Genomic DNA, 17,482 nt, shown 5'->3' on the forward strand with positions numbered 1-17,482 from the left:
GCGCGATGGCCAAACTCAAGAAGAGCGTGCGTGCCAAGAAGGCCGCCCCGAAGTCCCACGCCGACCTGCAGGCGAAAGCCGAGCAGATGTCGCGCTCGATCGTTGATTCGGCCCAGCAGATCTGGATGGCAGGCGTCGGCGCGTTCACCCGCGCCCAGGGCGAGGGTTCGAAGCTGTTCGAAGCCCTGGTCAAGGAAGGCATGACCATCGAGAAGACCACGCGCAAGCTCGCCACTGGCCGCGTTGACGCGGTGCGTGATGCGGTCGAGGACCGCGTGGGCGTCGTGCGCGAACGCGCCGTCGACACCTGGGACCGCCTCGAGACCGTGTTCGAGACCCGCGTGCAGCGCGCGCTGAACCGCCTGGGCGTGCCGGCCCGCGAGGACCTCACCGAGCTCAACGCCCGCGTGAACGAACTGAACAAGGAACTTCGCAAGCTCGGTAAGACCGGTGCCGCCGGCACGCGCGCCAAGGCCAGCAAGCCGGCCAAGGCGAACAAGCCGGCCAAGGCGAAAAAGGCCGCGGCCAAGAAGACCGTCCGCAAGGCCGCCAAGCCGGCAGCACGCAAAGCCAAGCCGGCCGCCAAGACCACCGCCCGCAAGACCAAGCCCGCGGCCCGCAAGGCCAAGGCCGTCCGCAAGCCGGCGCTGCCGAAGGCGCCCAAGCCCGAGGCGCCGCAGGCCGAGTAAGCCAGTTCATGTCCGCCAGCCAGGATTAAGGTCGTTCGCTCTCTCCCCTTGCGACTTCTGGCTGGCGGACAGCTTCCAAACCAGAAAAAGGCCCGGCCAACGCCGGGCCTTTTCCTTTTGGGGGCCTGGGGACACGACTTTCCGCGTTATCCTCTGGCACCCCGCCTGTTGAGATCGGAGTCGCCGGATGTTTGGTGTCAGCCCCTGGATCGCCGCCGTTGGCGCTACCGTTGCCGCGCTGCTGGTCAGCACCTGGTGGTTTGGCATCCATCGCCGCCGCTTGGCCGAGAACACCGCCGGCGTAAGCGCCCTGGCCGGGATGAAGTGGCGCGAATGCGCCGGCCTGGTGCTTCAGGCCATGGCCGAAAAGGGCTATACGGAACTGCCGTCCAGCCGCCAGCCGGGCGACGGCGGCGCCGAGTTCCTGCTGGTGAAAGATGGCGAACGCTGCCTGCTGGGCTATAAGCACGGCACCGCCTATCGCCTGGGCGAGGCCAATGTCCGGGATTTCGCCAATGGCGTGCAGCTGCAGGGTGCCAACACCGGCATCCTGGTCACGCTGGGCAGCGCCGAAGGCTTCGCACGCGATCTGGCCCGCCGCTATGGCGTTGACCTGATCGACGGCCGCAGCCTGTGGCCGCAGGTCGAACCCTTTGCGCCGGCCAGCCTGGTCGAAGACATCCGGCAACAGGCCGCGGCGGGCATCCGGCGTGGCCAGCAGATCGGCCTGCTGAGCAGCCTGATATTGGGCGTCATCGTGTTCGGGCTGGGCCAGTTCGGCGCCGACGACACGTCGTCCGCATCCCAGGTCGCCGCGCCCGCCGGTCAGCCCGCACCGGCGCAGGCTCCGGCGGCGCCTGCCGCAGCGACGGCGGCCGTCCCGGGGCCCGCCGCCGCGCCGGAATTCGAGGACGACGCATCCCGCCAAGCCAGCGCCGCCATCAAGGAGCTCGCGGCCGTCGCGCAACTTACCGACGAGGCCCGCGCCCTGCGTCGGCGCCAGGCGGCGAGCCGGGTGGCCGACCTTGAACAGGTCAATCGCGCCAGCTGGTCAACCCAGTCGACCCTGCTGATAAGCCTCGTGCGCGAGGACGGCATCGACACCGGCGTGGTCAACGAGACCTGCGCGATCCTGGTCGAATACGAAGAGCTTCGCTACACCCGCCTTCAGCTCGAGCCGCCGCAGGGTTCCACGGTGCCGGTGCGCTGGAAGCAGTGCCAGTAGGCACCGTCACCGCCTTCCCCACCCGAGGGCGGGGAAGGCGGGCTGCAATTACCAGTGCACGCCGCGCATCAGCGCCGCGAACGCCACTTGCTCGTTGGTGGGCTTCTCGTCTTTAAGCGCCTTGCGGTCGCCCTTGGCGGCGGCTGAATCCGGGAACATTTCGAAGGCCGTATTCATGATCACTTCGTAGGCCTTGGGCGCCACGGCATTGAGCGTGGCGGCGAAGATGCCCATGCGGGTGGCGACGCGGCTGGGCCGCTCGATGATCGCCTTGACCACCAGGTCGGCCGCCTCTTCCGGGGTCAGGGTCGGCATCGAGTCGTACATCTTGGTGGGCGCGATCATCGGGGTTTTCACCAACGGCATATTGACGGTGGTGAACGCGATGTTCTTGCCGCTGAACTCGGCCTGGGCACAGCGGCTGAACGCATCCAATGCCGCCTTCGACGCGACGTAGGCCGAGAACCGCGCCGAGCTCGCCAGTACGCCGATCGAGCTGATGTTGATCACGTGACCTTTGCGGCGCTGGGTCATCACCGGCAGGAAGCCCATGATCAGGCGCAGGCAGCCAAAGTAGTTCAGCTGCATGGTGCGTTCGTAGTCGTGGAAACGATCGTAGCTGGCCTCGACCGAACGACGGATTGAACGACCGGCATTGTTCACCAGCACGTCCACGACCTTGTGCTCGTCAAGCACGGTCTTGACCAGCGCGTCGCAGCTGACCAGGTCGGTCAGGTCGCAGGTGTAAGCCCAGCACTTGCCGCCGGCAGCGATGATCTCGTCCCGGGTCTTGAACAGCTCCTCCTCGCCGCGGGCGACGATGATGACCTTGGCGCCCGCCTCCGCCACCTTCAGGGCCGACGCCCGGCCGATGCCCGAAGAACCACCGGTGATCACCACCACCTTGTTCGCCACGTGGCCGCGCAGCGTGCGGTCGACGAACAGGTCGGGATCGAGATGGCGCTCCCAGAAGTCCCAGATGCGCCAGGCATAGCCTTCCAGCTCAGGCACGCTGATCTTGCTGCCCTTGAGCGCGCGCTCGACCACGCGGGTGTCGAAGCGGGTCGGATAGGTAATGAACGAGAGCGTGGCCGGCGGCAGCTTCAGGTCGCGCAGCAGCATGCTGGTGAAGCGTTTGATCGGCGGCAGGTTGGTGACTGCGCTGCGCACCGCGCCCGGCACCACGGCCAGCATGCGCGCGTCCAGGCGCATGGTCATTTCCGGGGCGTGGGCGGCGCGGCAGAAGGTGTTCATCAGCTCGCCAAAGCGCATCGGGTCCGGATCGACCAGGTGGAAGCACTGGCCGTCGAGTCCCTTCTTGTGCGCGATGTAGTCCATGGCATCGGCGACGAAATCCACCGGCACCACGTTGATGCGGCCGCCCTCGATACCCAGCGTCGGCACCCACTGCGGCAGGGTCTGGCGCATCTTCTTGATCAGGGTGAACAGGTAGTAGGGTCCGTCCACCTTGTCCATCTCGCCGGTCTTGGAATGGCCGATGACCATGGACGGGCGATAGATGCGGAACGGCACCTTGCACTCCTTGCGCACGATGCCCTCGGACTCGTGCTTGGTGCGCAGGTAGGGATCCTTGAGCCCCTCGGCCTCTTCGAACATGTCTTCGCGGAACACGCCCGGGTACAGGCCGGCGGCGGCGATTGAACTGGTGTGGTGGAAGCAGCCGGCCTTGATGGCGGCGGCCAGCCCGATGGCGTGACGGGTGCCATCAATATTGGCCACCTGCTGCGACTCGGCATCGGCCGAGAGGTCGTAGATGGCGGCGAGATGGAAGAAATGCTGGACCTTGCCGGACAGCGCCTTGACCTGCGCTGCGCTCAAGCCCAGCTTGGGCTTGGACAGATCACCGGGCACCGGCACGATGCGCTTGCGGTCCCAGCCCATTTTTACGGCGATGGCTTCGAGCTTCTTCTCCGAACCCTTGCGAACCAGGACATGGACGCTGCCCTTACGCTTGAGCAGGTTGCTGACCAGATAGCGCCCGATGAAGCCGGTGGCGCCGGTGACGAAATAGCTCATGTCCTCTCCCTGCCCTGTTCGCGTGGACCGCCCGTAATGGACGGCCTCCCTGCGTCTAACTTGCCAGACCGCCCGCGCTGCGGCAAACATCGCGTTGACCGTCTCCGGAGGCCGTGATATCACCCGGGGTCAAACCCGGGGATCTAGTCATGGCAGACCTGAAAGATCAGTTCCAGAAAGCCGCGCAGGAAGTAATGAACCTGGCCGACCGGCCCGACAACGACACCATGCTCAGGCTCTATGGCCTCTACAAGCAGGGTTCGGAAGGTGATGTCAGCGGCCCCAAGCCCGGCTTTTTCGACTTCGTGGGCACCGCCAAGTACGAGTCGTGGGAGAAGCTGGCCGGCACCCCGCCCGAGGATGCGATGAAGAAATACGTCGACCTCGTGAAGAAGCTGCGCGGCTGAGGCCGCCCCATGGCACGCCAGACCCGCCAGCGGATCCTCGACACCTCTCTGCGCATGTTCAACCTGCAGGGCGAACCGAACGTCACGACCAACCACATCGCCGACGAGCTCGAGATCAGCCCCGGCAACCTCTACTACCACTTCCGCAACAAGGACGACATCATCGAGCAGCTGTTCCAGCGCTATGAAGAGCGCATGGATACCGCCTTGGTGTCGCCCGACAGCCGCCTGCGGGACCTGGAAGACATCTGGCTGCAGCTGCACCTGGTGTTCGAGTGCATCTGGGAATACCGATTCCTGTACCGGGACCTGGTCGACATCCTGAGTCGCAACCGACGCCTGCGCCTGCGCTTCGGCCGGATCCTGAAACGGGCCGCCGACGGCGCCTCCTCGGGCATGAAGGGCCTGGTCCAGGCGGGGGTGATGCGGGCATCCGCGGCCGAGGTCGAAGCCACGGCCACCAACATCCTGGTCATCGCCACCTTCTGGATGAACTACGCCAGCGTCCGGGGCGACAAGGACGAGGACGAGGCCATCCGCAGCGGCATCGTGCAAGTGATGATGCTGCTGTCACCGCTGCTGCGCGACGCCGAGCGCGTGCACCTGAACACGCTGACCCAGGCCTACCTGCAATAAACGGCCCTTGTAGGAGGGCCTTCAGGCCCGAAGCGCTCCGCCAAGCGCTTCGGGCCTGAAGGCCCTCCTACAGGGGGCAACGGCTTGTATTGCAAGCTGTTTTGGGCTGGGCTATACTCCCGCTTCTTTATCGCCCCAATCTCATTCCAAGGAATTGCCATGAAAGTGCTCTCGTCCCTGAAGTCGGCGAAGACCCGCCATCGCGACTGCAAGGTCGTGCGTCGTCGTGGCAAGGTCTTCGTGATCTGCAAGTCCAACCCGCGTTTCAAGGCCCGCCAGCGCTAAGCGCAGGCCGCCAGGGTTGATCGAAGCGCCGGCGAAAGCCGGCGTTTTCGTTTTCCGGCCCGGGACATGGCGCCGCCGCGCGCGTTTTGCGATGATCCCCGGCCTACCCGTCATCCCGACGACCGTGGAGGTGGACCATGAAGGCCCTGACCCTTTCCCTCGCCCTGACCGCTGGCCTGCTGCTGCAGTCACCCGCCCAAGCCGACACCCTGCTGGTTGAGCGCGTCCAGGCCGAGTCCAGCCAGTCCCTGCCCGCCCGCGGCCAGACCATGACCCAGGTCGAAGCCAAGTTCGGCGCCCCGCAGCTCAAGCACGGCGCCATCGCCGGCCCCGGCGATCGCGCGCACAACCCGCCGATCACGCGCTGGGACTACCCGGGCTACTCGGTGTACTTCGAGCACAGCCACGTGGTCGATGCCGTCGCCAAGAAGGCGAGCGCCACCGAGGCCGGCCCCAAGCCCGTCCAGTAAGTCCCCATGCCCAATACCCTGAACTTCCCGGCGGAATGGGAGCCCCAATCCGCCGTTCTTCTCGCATGGCCGCATGACGGCACCGACTGGGCGGCACGGCTGGAGGGCGTCGAGGCCACCTACGTCGCCCTGGTCACCGCCATCACGCGCTTCCAGCCGGCCCTGGTATGCGTCGCCGATGACGAGCTGCGGGCGCGCGCCACGGCACTTATCCAGGTGGCCGGCGCGGACATGGCGCGGGTGCGTTTCTTTGTCGTTCCCTATGACGACACCTGGCTGCGCGACTCCGGGCCGATCACCCTGCGCGAAGGTGAAGGTTTCCGGCTGCTCGATTTCCATTTCACGGCCTGGGGCGGCAAGTTCGAGGCCGGGCTGGACGACCAGCTGGTCGCCAAGCTTCATGGCTCGGGGCTGCTGGCGCCGTCCAGGCACCAGCGCATCGAGTTCGCGCTCGAGGGCGGCGGCATCGAGACCGACGGCGCCGGCACCTTGCTCAGCACCTGGACCTGCCTGCACGAGCGGCACCCGGACAAGTCGCGGGCCGAAATCACCGCAACGCTTGAGAAGTCCCTGGCGCAGTCCCGGACGCTCTGGCTGCACCACGGCTACCTGGAGGGCGACGACACCGACGCCCACATCGACACCCTCGCCCGCTTCGCCGGGCCGGGTGCGATCGTGTACCAGGCCTGCGACGACGAGTCCGACAGCCACTACGCGCCGCTGCAGGCCATGGCCGCCGAGATCGCCGCGCTGCGCCAGGCCGACGGAAAGCCCTACCGCCTGTTCCCGCTGCCCTGGGCACGCCCCGTCCTTGACGAGGGCCGGCGCCTGGCCGCCTCCTACGCCAATTTCCTGATCATCAACGGCGCGGTGCTGATGCCGGCCTATGGCGATGCCGCGGATACGGCCGCCGCCGCGGTGCTGGCGAAGGCTTTCCCGGGCCGCGAGATCGTCCAGATCGACTGCCGCCCGCTGATCTGGCAGAACGGCAGCCTGCACTGCGTCACGATGCAACTTCCCGAAGGCCTGCTGGCATGAGCACGAAATCATTGACCGTTGCCCTGGTGCAGGACCGCGACCACGGCAGCGTCGAGGCGAACCTCGCCAACATCGAAACCCGCGTGGCCGAGGCCGCTGGCCGCGGCGCCAAGCTCGTGCTGCTGCAGGAACTGCACAACGGCGCCTACTTCTGCCAGCACGAGTCCACCGACGAGTTCGACCGCGCCGAGGCCATTCCCGGCCCCAGCACCGAGCGCCTGGGCAAGCTGGCCAGGAAGCATGGCGTGGTGCTGGTGTCGTCGCTGTTCGAGCGCCGCGCGGCCGGGCTGTACCACAACACCGCCGTCGTCTTCGAAACCGACGGCTCGATCGCCGGCAAGTACCGCAAGATGCACATCCCCGACGACCCGGGCTTTTACGAGAAGTTCTATTTCACGCCGGGCGATCTGGGCTTCGAGCCGATCAACACGTCGGTTGGCCGACTGGGCGTTCTGGTGTGCTGGGACCAGTGGTACCCGGAGGCCGCGCGCCTGATGGCGCTGGCCGGTGCCGACCTGCTGCTCTACCCCACCGCCATCGGCTGGGACCCGGACGACGTGCAGGACGAAAAAGACCGCCAGCGCGGCGCCTGGCTGCTCAGCCACCGCGGCCATGCCGTGGCCAACGGCCTGCCGGTGCTGAGCTGCAACCGCATTGGCCACGAGCCCTCGCCGATCGGCGCCTCGGGCATCCGGTTCTGGGGTTCGAGTCACGTGCTGGGTCCGCAGGGCGAGTTCATCGCCGAGGCCGGCAACGACGACGCCGAGATCCTGGTGGCCGAGGTTGACCTGGGCCGCAGCGAGCAGGTGCGCCGCATCTGGCCCTTCCTGCGCGACCGCCGCATTGATGCCTACCAAGACCTACTGAGGCGGTATCGCGATTGAACATCTCCACCGAGGCCGGCTACGACGGTCTGCATGATCAACCGCATGCCATCGTCGAACGCGACGGCGTGCGCTACACCCTGCTGGGCACCGCGCATGTGTCGCGCGCCAGCGTCGATGCGGTCGAGGCCGCCCTGGCGACCGGTCGCTACGACACCATCGCCGTAGAACTCGACGCGCAGCGTCATCGCGCCATGACCGACCCGGACGCGCTGTCGAAGCTGGACCTGTTCCAGATCCTGCGCGAGGGCAAGACCGGCCTCGTCGCCGGCAACCTGGCCCTGGCCGCTTACCAGCGGCGCCTGGCCGAACAGCTGGGGGTCGAACCCGGCGCCGAACTCAAGGCCGCCGCCCAGGGCGCCGAGTCTCGCGGCCTGCGGCTTTCGCTGATCGACCGCGACGTCGGCACCACGCTCAAGCGCGCCTTCGCGGGCCTGGGCTTCTGGGGCCGCACCAAGCTGATTGCTGGCCTCGGTGCCAGCCTGCTGGCCGAGGACGAAGTCGAAGCCAGCGAGATCGAGAAGCTCAAGCAGGGCGACTACCTGGAATCGAGCTTCGGCGAATTCGCCGCCAGCAGCCCGCCGCTTTATCGCGCCGTGATCGCGGAACGTGACGCCTACATGGCGCACCGCCTGCGCCAGGTCGGGGCCGAGGGCGCGCGCGAGGTGCTGGCCGTGGTCGGTGCCGGCCATCTCCAGGGTCTCGAATCGCATCTGCGCGCCGGCCTGGACCCGCCGGCGCCGCTGCTGGCTGAACTCGACACCGTGCCCAGCGGCAGCTCCATTCCCTGGTTCACCATCGTATTGGTGGTCTTCCTGTTCGGCGGCTTCGCCTGGGGCTATTGGCAGGGCGGCGCTGAGCTCGGCGGCGAACTGGTGCTGCAATGGGCGCTGATCACCGGCGTGGGTGGCGCACTGGGCTGCATCGCCGCCGGTGGCCATCCGCTGAGTGTGGTGGCGGCCTTCATTGCCTCGCCGCTGACGCCGCTGCATCCGGCGCTGGCTTCGGGCAACGTCAGTGCCCTGGTCGAGGCCTGGGTGCGCAAACCGACCTACGCCGACTTCCTGCGCCTGCGCGACGACACCGGCAAGCTTTCGGGCTGGTGGCGCAACCGGGTAGCGCGGGTGCTGGTGAACTTCTTCCTGACCAGCTTCGGCACCGCCATCGGTGTCTGGGTCGCTGGCGCCTACATCATCGGCAAGCTTGGCTGATGCTGCCCGGGCCCGGAGGCCCGGGCCCGTAACTCATTTCTGCGGAGAGGCCAGCCCGGCCAGGGGCGCACGCCGGGTGGCCCGGCGCAGCGTGGCCGAGGTCCACTCGCGCATATCGTCCATCACGGCATAGATGGTCGGCAGGAACAGCAGGCTGACGATGGTCGAGAACACCAGGCCGCCGGCGATCGCGCGCGCCATCGGGTAATACGCCGGACCGTCGCCCGCCAACTGGGTGCCGCCCATGCAAAGCGGCAGCATCGCCAGCACCGTGGTGCAGGTGGTCATCAGGATCGGGCGCAGGCGCTCCCGGCAGCCGTGGACCAGGGCGTCGGTACGAGCCAGGCCGCTGCGTCGCTGGGCATTGATGTGCTCGAACAGCACGATGCCGTTGTTCACCACCACGCCCATCAGCACCAGGCAGCCGATGAAGGCCATGATGGTGAAGGTGGTCCCGGTGAAGGCGAACAGCCAGAACACGCCCAGCGCCGAGAACAGGATCGAGCTGATGATCGCGGCCGGGAACAGCATCGACTCGAACACGGCCGCCATCACCAGGTACACCATCACCAGCGCCAACAGCAGGTTGAAGATCATCTGCCGGCCGGCCTCGTCGTCCTGCTGGAAGGACCCGCCGAAGTTGTAGCGGTAGCCCGGCGGGAAGGTCGCCGTGCTCAGCACTTCCTCCATCGCCTTGCGCGCGTCGGGCACGGTGACGCCCGTGGCGAGGTTGGCCTCCACCGCCAGCGAGGTCTGGCGGCTCTCGCGGCTGATCTGCGAGGCGCCCTTGCGTACGTTCACGTCCACCACCGACAGCAGCGGCACGCTGGTGCCGTCTACCCGGCGCAGCGTCAGCCCCGCCATGTCTTCGACCCGGAAGTCCTGGGAGCCGGCGAAACGCACCCAGACCGGCAGCTCGGCCTCACCGGAACGGAACTCGCGCAGCGGCGTGCCGCGCAAGGCGATGCCGATGTAGCTGGCCACTTCCTGGGCACTGAAGCCCAGGGCGGCGGCGCGATCCCGATTGACGCTGACCTGCACCTCGCTGTTCTCGTCGCCCGTGTCTACCCGGACGTCGCGGAACTCCTCGCGCAGCGCCAGCATCGGCAAGAGGTTGTCGGCCAGTTCCGCCAGCGTCTCGGAGGAATCACCCTGCAAGAACACCCGGATGCCCTCGTCGCCGCCACCCCCGCCGCCGCCGTCACCGCCGTTGAAACCGATTTCGGCGCGCGCGGTATGGGGCAGGTCCTTGCGGATCATTTCCTGCACCTCCTCCGCCGACATCAAGCCGGGCTCCTGCTTGCGCAGCAATATCCGGTCGAGAACACTCGGATTCGGGTCTTGCAGGGTCACCTGCATACCGGCCCAGCCGCGCTCGCTGAACCAGGAATACAGCTGTTTGATCTGGTACTTGTCGCGGTTTTCGTCCAGGAAGTCTTCGACCCGCCGCACCTCTTCCGATACCTGCTCGAGGCTGTAGGCGCCCTTCCAGTCGAAGTAGAGCTCGATCCGGCGCCCGACGTCGTTCTTGAAGAAGTCCATCTTGGTCATCGCCACCGGCACCATGCTCACCAGCACCAGCAGCATCATCGACAGGATGGCCTTGGCGCGATTCTCGAGCAGCCAGCGCAGCAGGCGGGTGTAGCCGCGGGTCAAACGCGGCACGAAGCCATGCTCGGCGGTGATGGCCGGCGGCGTGCGCAGGCGCGCCGAGATCATCGGAATCAGGCTGACCGCCACGATCCAGGAGGCCAGCAGCGAGATGGTGATCGTCATCGCCACCTGGCCCAGGTAGATGGAAATGAAGTTGCGCTCGCCGAACAGGTTCGGCATGAACACGATGATGCTGGTCAGGGTGCCGGCGCTGATCGCAACCTGCACGCTGCGGGTGCCTTCGATGGCGCAGCGCATCGGGTCGTTGGGGTACTTCTCGCGATACTGGTAGATGCTTTCCACCACCACCACGGCATTGTCCACCAGCATGCCGACGCCGATCAGCAGCCCCATCATCGACAGGATGTTGAGCGTCATGCCGAAGAAATACATCGCGCCCAGCGTCATCACGATGCAGATCGGGATCGCCAGGGTCACCATCAGCGTCGACGGCCAGTGGCGAAGGAAATAGAACAGGATCAACAGCGACAGCAGCGAGCCGATCAAGCCGGCCTCGATCAGCCCATTGATGGAGCTGGTGACGCCCACCGCCTGGTCGTCAATGATGTTGAGCTGGATGTCCCGGAACTGCGGATCCTCGTGGATCAGGGCCAGCTCGGCCATGACCAGGCGCGAGACATCGACCAGGTTGGCGTTGCGCTCGCGGAAAACGTCCAGGCCGACCGCCGGGCGGCCATCCAGTCGCCGGCCGTAGTCGACCTCCTGCGGGCGCTGGCGCACGGTGGCAACGTCGGACAGGCGCAGGCCCTGGTCGTTGAGCACCAGTTCGCGCATTTCCTCGAGGCTGGCGGTTTCGCCGATGGGCTGGACGCGCAGGCGCTGCCGGCCTTCGTTGATCTGTCCGGCCGAGACCGAGAAGTTGACGGCACGCAGCGTGGCCGCCAGCTCATTGAGACCCAGTCCGTGCGCGCTGAGCCGGTCGGCCGAAATCGCGATTTCAACCTCCGGCGCCGCCGCGCCGGAAATATCCACTCGCGCCACGCCAGGAACACGCTCCAGTCGTCGCTGGAACTGGCTTTGGATCAGGGTGTATTCGCCGGTGAAATCGCGCTCACCGGCGAAGCGAATACGCATTACCGGCTGGTCGCTGGGCGAGAACTTGAAGACGAAGTAGCGCTGCAGGTCGTCGGGCAATTCGCCGCGAATCGCGTCCAGGCGATCGCGCGCCTCGCTGGCGGTGATCTCGATGTCCCGGTCCCAATCCGAGAACTGCATCATCACGCTCGCGCCGTCGGGGCGGCTGGTCGAACGCATGCGGCTGACGCCGGTCAAGGTCGCCAGCGCCTCTTCGGCCGGCCGGGTGATGGTGCGTTCGACTTCTTCTGGCGTGGAGCCCGGATACGGCAGATCCACGAAGATGAAAGGCACGTTGACGTCGGGGAACTGTTCCAGCGGCAGCCGGAACGCAGCGATCAGGCCGATCACCAAGAGCGAGACGTAGAACATCACCGCCGTGACCGGCCGGCGCAGGCTCAGTTCGGCCAGGCTCATGCCGCATCTCCCGGAGCCGACGACGCACGCAGGCGGTCGAGCGCAATCGCCCGCTGGCCGCGCTCGAGGTAGGACGCATCGGACTTGCGATCCATCAGCTTGTACACCACCGGGATCACCACCAGGGTCAACAGCGTGGACACCGCCAGGCCACCGATGACGGTGATCGCCATCGGCGCGCGGACTTCGGCTCCTTCACCGCCGAAGAAGGCCAGCGGCGCGAAGCCGAACAGCGTGGTGGCGGTGGTCATGATGATCGGGCGCAGGCGCGAATAAGCGCCCTGCATGATCGCCTCGTCCTTGGCCACCCCTTCCTCGCGAAGCTGATTGACCTTGTCGATCAGGATGATGGCGTTCTTGACCACGATACCCACCAGCAGGATCAGGCCAATGAACACCACCACCGACACCGGCGAGCCGCTCAGCCAAAGCGCCATCACCGCGCCAACCATGGCCAGCGGAATGGTGAACATGATGACGAACGGATGCAGCAGCGATTCGAACTGCGACGCCATGACCAGGTAGACCAGGAAGATCGCCAGCGACAGCGCGAAGATCAGCGAGCTGATGGAGGCATCGAGCTCCTCGCCCTGGCCGCCGATATGCATGCGCACCTCGGCACCCAACGGGTCCGCGGCCACCATGTCGCGCACCTGCTGCACGGCGGTACCCAGGTCAATATCGCGCAGGTTGGCCGAGACGATGGCGACGCGGACCTGGTCAACGCGGTTGATTTCGCTGGGACCAATCGTGGCGACGACCTCGGCCACGGAATCCAGGGTCACCGGTCGATCACTCTGCGGGTTGACGATGATCTTGCGGATGCTGTCGAGCGACTCACGGTCGGTCTCCTGCGCGCGCACCAGCACATCGATCTTGCGATCGCGGAAGCTGTAGCGCGTGGCGACTTCACCGCGCACCTTGCGCACGACCTGGTCGGCGATCTGGCGGCTGGTCAGGCCCAGCGCCGCGGCGCGCTCCTGGTCGAAGCGGATCTGGATTTCCGGGAAGCCCTGCTCCACCGTTGATTTCACATCGGCGAAGCTGTCCGAGCCCTCCAGCATCGCGGTCAGCTTGCGACCGGCGCGCTCGACGTCTACCAGGTCCTGGCCACGCAGCTCGATCTCGAGCGGGGTGGAGAAGCTAAACAATTCAGGGCGACCGAACTTCACCTGGACGTCGGGGAACTGCGCCATGGTCGTGCGCATGCGCTCGGTCTGGCTGGCCTCGGCCTCACGCCCGAAATCCTGGCCCATCACGACCGTGAGCTTGGCGATGTTCTCGCCCGACTCGGTCGGGTTGGCATCGAGCCGGGTGCCGCTGCCGCTGACGCCATAAAGCGCCTGCACGCCGTCGTCCTCACCGTGGGCAAGCTGGATCCGGCGCACCAGGGCGTCGGTGTCGCGGAGCTGGGTGCCCGGCGGCAGTTTGGCCGTCATCTCGAAGCGATCCTGCGCGAACTGCGGGATCAGGTCGGTGCCCAGGGTCGAGGCCACGAACAGCGCCAGCACGAAGGTCACGCCCGCGGCACCCAGCACCGGCAGCGGGTTGGTCAGCGCGCGCGGCAGCAGACGACGGTAGCCGGACTCGGCCCAGTCATATGGCTTGAGCAGCTTGCCGCCGACCCAGCCCAGGCCACGACCACCCACCGCCAGCGCGCGCGCCAGGGCGGCGACCAGCCAGGTCACCGCAAACACGATCCAGGGCAGTGCGAACGCGAACGGAATGGCCAGCACCAGCAAGCTCAGGCAGAACAGCCAGACCGGGAACAGCAGGAAGGCCGCCAGGCCGGCACCGTAGCCGCGCATCGGACTGCGCGCGTAGGCCGCGCCGATGCGCCGGAACGGCAGCTTCGCGAAATCCTCCACCTGGGCAAGCACCTGCCGCCAGACCGGCCGCTGGTCGGCCTCGGCTTCCGGGCTGACGGCGAACGCCATCGGCGACTTGGCCTTGAGCGCCGACAGCATCGGAATCAAGGTCAGCGACACCGCCAGCGAAATCACCAGCGCGATCGATACCGTCAGCGCCTGATCCTTGAACAGCTGGCCGGCGACGCCCTGCACGAACACCAGCGGGAAGAACACCGCCACCGTCGTCAGCGTCGAAGCCACCACTGCCATGCTGACTTCCCGGGTCCCGACCACGGCCGCCTCGAGCACGCCCAGCCCGCGCTCACGCGCCTTGGCGATGCTTTCCAGCACCACGATCGAATCGTCCACCACCATGCCCGTGGCCAACGCCAGGCCCGCCAGCGACATCACGTTGAGATTCAGGCCGAACTGGCCCATGAAGAAGAACGTCGCGATGATCGAGACCGGAAGCGACAGCCCGATCACGAAGGTGCTCCAACCATCGCGCAGGAAGAAGAAGATCAGCAGGATGGCGAACAGGCCGCCCATCAGCGCTTCTTTCTTTACCTCAGACAAGGCGGCCTCGATGAATACCGACTGGTCTTCGATGGTGGTCAGCGATGACCCGCCCGGCAGATCGCTGCGAAGCCTCTCCAGCGCACCCTTGATCGACTCCGCCACCGCGACCGTGTTGGCATCGCCTTCCTTGTAGATGGCCAGCTCCACCGCCTCGCCACCGCCCATCCGGATGATGGCCTCGCGTTCCTTGTAGCCCTGGCTCACATCGGCCACGTCACGCAAGCGGACCGGGATGCCGCCGACGTTGGCGACCAGCAGCTCGCGCATCTGGCCCAGGCCGGTGAACTGGTTGACCGTACGCACCAGATAGCGCTGCGAGCCTTCCTCGATGCGGCCGCCGGAAATATTGACGTTCTCGAGCCGGAGGCGCTCGATGACGGTGTTGATGTCGAGATTGAGCTGGGCCAGACGATCCTGGTCAATCAGCACCTGGACCTCGTCCTCGAGGCCGCCGGCGACCTTCACCGCGGCGACGCCAGCCACCGGTTCAAGGCGCTTCTTGAGTTCCTCTTCGGCATAGCGACGCAGACGCATCAGCTCTGCCTGCTCGTTGCCGGGCGTGGCCTCGGTGGCGGCCAGCACCAGCCGCATTACCGGCTCGGTGGAGGGATTGAAGCGCAGCAGCACGGGCTGGCTGGCCTCCAGCGGCAGGCGCAGGATTTCGAGTTTGTCGCGCACCTCCAGACTGGCCTGGTCCATATCGGTACCCCAGGCAAACTCGAGCACCACATCGCTCTGCCCGGTACGCGAAACCGAACGCAGCTTGCGCAGGTTCTTGACCACGCCCACGGCCTCTTCCACCGGCTCGCTGATCAGGGTCTCGATCTCCATCGGTGCCGCGCCGGTGTACTCGGTGCGGACCGTGAGGGTCGGATAGCTCAGGTCCGGCAGCAAGTTGACCTTCAGGTCGAACAGCGCGATCAGGCCAAAGATCACGAAGGTCACGGTGACCATCGCCACCGTCACCCGCCGCCGCGTCGAAAACTCGACCAGACTCATTCGACGACGGCCTGCGCTACCGGGGCTTCGCTGGACGCGCCCTTGCTGCCGGCGTTGATGACTTCCACGTCAGAACCATCGCGAATGGCGACCTTGCCGGCGGTGACGACGGCATCGCCCTCCGCCAGGCCTGCACGCACTTCCGCGACCTCGCCATTAACGTAGCCCAGTTCGACCGGCACGCGCACCGCCTTGCCGTCCCGAACCACGAACACCGCGGGCTCGCCTTCATCTTCGAGCAGCGCAACGCGCGGCATGGTCAGTGCATCCACCCGCTCGTCGTAGACCACCTCGATGCGGCCGAACATGCCGGGGCGCAGCGTGCCGCCGCCTTCGAAGGCGCAGACCACGCGGAACGTACCGCTGCCCGAATCAACGACCGGGCTGACGCGATCCACGCGACCCTCGAACACGGCGCCTGGCACCGCGTCCACCACCATGCGCAGCGGCATGCCGGGACGCAGGGTGGCCAGTTCGCGTTCGGGCACGTTGAGCACACCTTCAAGCTGGGAAATATCAACCACGCGGAACGCCGCCGCGTTGAGGCCGATCAGGTTGCCGACCTTGATCATTCGCTGCGCGACCACGCCGTCGATCGGAGCAACGATGTTGGTGTAGGACAGCTCGAGTTGGGAAAGCTGGTAGCCGGCGCGGGCCGACTCGAGGTCGAAGCGAATCTGCTCGACCGATTCGGCGCTGACGAGCTTCGACGCCAACAGCTCCTGGGCGCGGCGGAAGTTGTTCTCGAGCTTGCGTACGGTAGCGCGCGAACGCTCCATTTCCAGCCTGGCGCGGTCGGGGTCGATGCGGGCCAGCACCTGGCCGGTCTTCACCTGGTCACCCTCCTCCACCAGCACCTGCAGCACCACGCCGGACGATTTGGCGACGACCTGGGCTTCGGCGGGGGCTTCCAGGCTGGCCGTGCCGCTGTAGCTGGCCGAGATCACCTGCTTGCCCACAAGCGCTACCTCCACCGGGACCGCCGGAACTTTCGTGTCCTCGGCCTTACCGTCCGCGCCGGCCGGGTCACCTCCCCCGCAGCCCGCGAGGATTAGGGCGAGTGCCAGTACGGAGGCCATGCGTGACAGTGGGGGCTTGCGGGAAATCATCATAGGACGGGACTTCTGGCCAAGGTGTTGTAGTTGAATAGAACAGTACAGGACGGGCGTGAAGACCTGTATATGCCGGAAGTCTGGATGCCCACCAGTGACGGTGACATGTCCAGGTCGCGACGCCCCCCCTGTCTGGCTTGGGATGCGCAGGCTATAATTTCGGTTTAGTGCCGCCCGCCCGACCCTTTCGAGCCGGAAAAAAAACGATGAAGCGAATCCTGTTGTCCGCCGCCAGCCTCGTGCTTGCCCTCGCCGCCGCTCCTGCGTTCGCCAAGGGCGATCCGGAAACAGGCAAGGCGCTGTTTTACACCTGTACCGGCTGCCACGGCATTGTCGACTACAAGAACGCCTACCCCACGTTCCGCGTGCCCAAGGTCGGCGGCCAGAACGAGGCCTACCTGATCGCGGCGCTGACCGGCTACAAGACCGGGGACCGGGCACACCCGACCATGCAGGCCCAGGCCGAGAGCTTCTCCGACCAGCAGATCGCCGACATCGCCGCCTATCTGTCCAGCCTCAAGCCGGCCAAGTGAGAACCGACCCCATGACCCTGCGCCTTTTCGCCGCCTCCGCCCTCCTCGTGCTCACCGCGCCGGCCTTCGCCGCCGGTCCGGTCGGCAACATCGCCGCCGGCCAGGAGAAGTCCAAGACCTGCGCCTCCTGCCACGGCCCGACCGGCAACGAAAGCCTGGACGACACCTATCCCCGGCTCGCCGGCCAGCACGCGGACTACCTGGTCCGCGCGCTGCAGGAGTACCGGTCCGGCCAGCGCAAGAACGCGATCATGGCCGGCTTCGCCGGTGGACTCAGCGACGAGGACATCAACGACCTGTCCGCCTTCTACGGCAGCCAGGCCGGCGACCTGCACGACCTGAGCAAGGTCAACCAGCGCTGA

At 66.5% G+C, this 17,482-nt stretch carries 16 protein-coding genes; 11 read left to right on the top strand and 5 right to left on the bottom strand.

The features are described 5' to 3' along the window. Window positions 1–5: 5 nt before the first annotated feature. Window positions 6–689: a phasin family protein gene (locus ACYVGY_RS11185; RefSeq protein ID WP_460457574.1), complete on the top strand. Its 684-nt coding sequence runs from the start codon at window positions 6–8 to the stop codon at window positions 687–689. Window positions 690–695: 6 nt separating this feature from the next. Here the strand turns inward: ACYVGY_RS11185 and ACYVGY_RS11190 are convergent, their stop codons facing one another. Then, window positions 696–956 (bottom strand): hypothetical protein, encoded by a 261-nt coding sequence (locus tag ACYVGY_RS11190; protein WP_460457575.1) that lies wholly within the window; start codon window positions 954–956, stop codon window positions 696–698. Between ACYVGY_RS11190 and ACYVGY_RS11195 the strand changes: the two genes are divergently transcribed. Then, window positions 877–1,914, top strand: coding sequence for a restriction endonuclease (locus ACYVGY_RS11195; protein WP_460457576.1), 1,038 nt, complete (start codon window positions 877–879; stop codon window positions 1,912–1,914). The two genes, ACYVGY_RS11190 and ACYVGY_RS11195, sit on opposite strands and share 80 nt — an antisense overlap. A gap of 48 nt (window positions 1,915–1,962) precedes the next feature. Here ACYVGY_RS11195 and ACYVGY_RS11200 read toward each other — a convergent pair whose 3' ends face one another. Then, window positions 1,963–3,951 (bottom strand): SDR family oxidoreductase, encoded by a 1,989-nt coding sequence (locus tag ACYVGY_RS11200; protein WP_460457577.1) that lies wholly within the window; start codon window positions 3,949–3,951, stop codon window positions 1,963–1,965. A gap of 149 nt (window positions 3,952–4,100) precedes the next feature. On the opposite strand from ACYVGY_RS11200, the gene ACYVGY_RS11205 reads away from it, so the two are divergent. The 7 genes from ACYVGY_RS11205 (at window position 4,101) to ACYVGY_RS11235 (ending at window position 8,882) form a co-directional block, all read left to right on the top strand. After that, complete coding sequence (locus ACYVGY_RS11205; protein WP_460457578.1) at window positions 4,101–4,358, top strand: acyl-CoA-binding protein; 258 nt, start codon at window positions 4,101–4,103, stop codon at window positions 4,356–4,358. Between the two features lie 9 nt (window positions 4,359–4,367). Further along, window positions 4,368–4,994, top strand: coding sequence for a TetR/AcrR family transcriptional regulator (locus tag ACYVGY_RS11210; RefSeq protein ID WP_460457579.1), 627 nt, complete (start codon window positions 4,368–4,370; stop codon window positions 4,992–4,994). 159 nt (window positions 4,995–5,153) lie between these two features. Continuing rightward, entirely contained in the window at window positions 5,154–5,279 is a 126-nt protein-coding gene (ykgO, locus tag ACYVGY_RS11215; protein ID WP_005913193.1) for a type B 50S ribosomal protein L36, read from the top strand. A 137-nt stretch (window positions 5,280–5,416) separates the two neighbouring features. Beyond that, window positions 5,417–5,749 carry a hypothetical protein gene (locus tag ACYVGY_RS11220; protein WP_460457580.1) on the top strand — a complete coding sequence of 111 codons (333 nt, stop codon included), beginning with the start codon at window positions 5,417–5,419 and terminating at the stop codon, window positions 5,747–5,749. Window positions 5,750–5,755: 6 nt separating this feature from the next. Further along, window positions 5,756–6,787: an agmatine deiminase family protein gene (locus tag ACYVGY_RS11225; protein ID WP_460457581.1), complete on the top strand. Its 1,032-nt coding sequence runs from the start codon at window positions 5,756–5,758 to the stop codon at window positions 6,785–6,787. Then, window positions 6,784–7,671, top strand: coding sequence for a carbon-nitrogen hydrolase (locus ACYVGY_RS11230; RefSeq protein ID WP_460457582.1), 888 nt, complete (start codon window positions 6,784–6,786; stop codon window positions 7,669–7,671). The genes ACYVGY_RS11225 and ACYVGY_RS11230 overlap by 4 nt, the downstream gene beginning before the upstream one ends. Beyond that, the gene (locus ACYVGY_RS11235) at window positions 7,668–8,882 is read left to right on the top strand and encodes a TraB/GumN family protein (RefSeq protein WP_460457583.1); all 1,215 of its coding nucleotides are present in this window, start codon (window positions 7,668–7,670) and stop codon (window positions 8,880–8,882) included. Before ACYVGY_RS11230 ends, ACYVGY_RS11235 begins: the two co-directional genes overlap by 4 nt. A 33-nt stretch (window positions 8,883–8,915) precedes the next feature. Here ACYVGY_RS11235 and ACYVGY_RS11240 read toward each other — a convergent pair whose 3' ends face one another. The 3 genes from ACYVGY_RS11240 to ACYVGY_RS11250 are packed head-to-tail and all read right to left on the bottom strand — an operon-like array spanning window position 8,916 to window position 16,587. Then, a complete protein-coding gene (locus ACYVGY_RS11240) occupies window positions 8,916–12,047 on the bottom strand; it encodes an efflux RND transporter permease subunit (RefSeq protein ID WP_460457584.1) in 3,132 nt (1,043 codons plus the stop codon). Next, on the bottom strand, window positions 12,044–15,475 hold the full coding sequence (locus ACYVGY_RS11245; protein WP_460457585.1) for an efflux RND transporter permease subunit: 3,432 nt from the start codon (window positions 15,473–15,475) through the stop codon (window positions 12,044–12,046). The genes ACYVGY_RS11240 and ACYVGY_RS11245 overlap by 4 nt, the downstream gene beginning before the upstream one ends. Beyond that, on the bottom strand, window positions 15,472–16,587 hold the full coding sequence (locus tag ACYVGY_RS11250; RefSeq protein ID WP_460457586.1) for an efflux RND transporter periplasmic adaptor subunit: 1,116 nt from the start codon (window positions 16,585–16,587) through the stop codon (window positions 15,472–15,474). The genes ACYVGY_RS11245 and ACYVGY_RS11250 overlap by 4 nt, the downstream gene beginning before the upstream one ends. Before the next feature lie 206 nt (window positions 16,588–16,793). On the opposite strand from ACYVGY_RS11250, the gene ACYVGY_RS11255 reads away from it, so the two are divergent. Together ACYVGY_RS11255 and ACYVGY_RS11260 are read left to right on the top strand one after the other, a co-directional pair. Then, on the top strand, window positions 16,794–17,120 hold the full coding sequence (locus tag ACYVGY_RS11255) for a c-type cytochrome (RefSeq protein ID WP_460457587.1): 327 nt from the start codon (window positions 16,794–16,796) through the stop codon (window positions 17,118–17,120). Window positions 17,121–17,131: 11 nt separating this feature from the next. Beyond that, window positions 17,132–17,482 (top strand): c-type cytochrome, encoded by a 351-nt coding sequence (locus ACYVGY_RS11260; RefSeq protein WP_460457588.1) that lies wholly within the window; start codon window positions 17,132–17,134, stop codon window positions 17,480–17,482.

It is taken from the genome of Arenimonas alkanexedens, from assembly GCF_054781355.1.

Bases quoted from the DNA above. Each gene is read 5' to 3' on its own strand.
- ACYVGY_RS11195 (WP_460457576.1), top strand. From the start codon at position 877: ATGTTTGGTGTCAGCCCCTGGATCGCCGCCGTTGGCGCTACCGTTGCC.
- ACYVGY_RS11240 (WP_460457584.1), bottom strand. From the start codon at position 12,047: ATGAGCCTGGCCGAACTGAGCCTGCGCCGGCCGGTCACGGCGGTGATG.
- ACYVGY_RS11190 (WP_460457575.1), bottom strand. From the start codon at position 956: ATGCCAAACCACCAGGTGCTGACCAGCAGCGCGGCAACGGTAGCGCCA.
- ACYVGY_RS11255 (WP_460457587.1), top strand. From the start codon at position 16,794: ATGAAGCGAATCCTGTTGTCCGCCGCCAGCCTCGTGCTTGCCCTCGCC.
- ykgO (WP_005913193.1), top strand. From the start codon at position 5,154: ATGAAAGTGCTCTCGTCCCTGAAGTCGGCGAAGACCCGCCATCGCGAC.
- ACYVGY_RS11200 (WP_460457577.1), bottom strand. From the start codon at position 3,951: ATGAGCTATTTCGTCACCGGCGCCACCGGCTTCATCGGGCGCTATCTG.
- ACYVGY_RS11225 (WP_460457581.1), top strand. From the start codon at position 5,756: ATGCCCAATACCCTGAACTTCCCGGCGGAATGGGAGCCCCAATCCGCC.
- ACYVGY_RS11220 (WP_460457580.1), top strand. From the start codon at position 5,417: ATGAAGGCCCTGACCCTTTCCCTCGCCCTGACCGCTGGCCTGCTGCTG.
- ACYVGY_RS11260 (WP_460457588.1), top strand. From the start codon at position 17,132: ATGACCCTGCGCCTTTTCGCCGCCTCCGCCCTCCTCGTGCTCACCGCG.
- ACYVGY_RS11245 (WP_460457585.1), bottom strand. From the start codon at position 15,475: ATGAGTCTGGTCGAGTTTTCGACGCGGCGGCGGGTGACGGTGGCGATG.
- ACYVGY_RS11250 (WP_460457586.1), bottom strand. From the start codon at position 16,587: ATGATGATTTCCCGCAAGCCCCCACTGTCACGCATGGCCTCCGTACTG.
- ACYVGY_RS11210 (WP_460457579.1), top strand. From the start codon at position 4,368: ATGGCACGCCAGACCCGCCAGCGGATCCTCGACACCTCTCTGCGCATG.
- ACYVGY_RS11205 (WP_460457578.1), top strand. From the start codon at position 4,101: ATGGCAGACCTGAAAGATCAGTTCCAGAAAGCCGCGCAGGAAGTAATG.
- ACYVGY_RS11230 (WP_460457582.1), top strand. From the start codon at position 6,784: ATGAGCACGAAATCATTGACCGTTGCCCTGGTGCAGGACCGCGACCAC.
- ACYVGY_RS11185 (WP_460457574.1), top strand. From the start codon at position 6: ATGGCCAAACTCAAGAAGAGCGTGCGTGCCAAGAAGGCCGCCCCGAAG.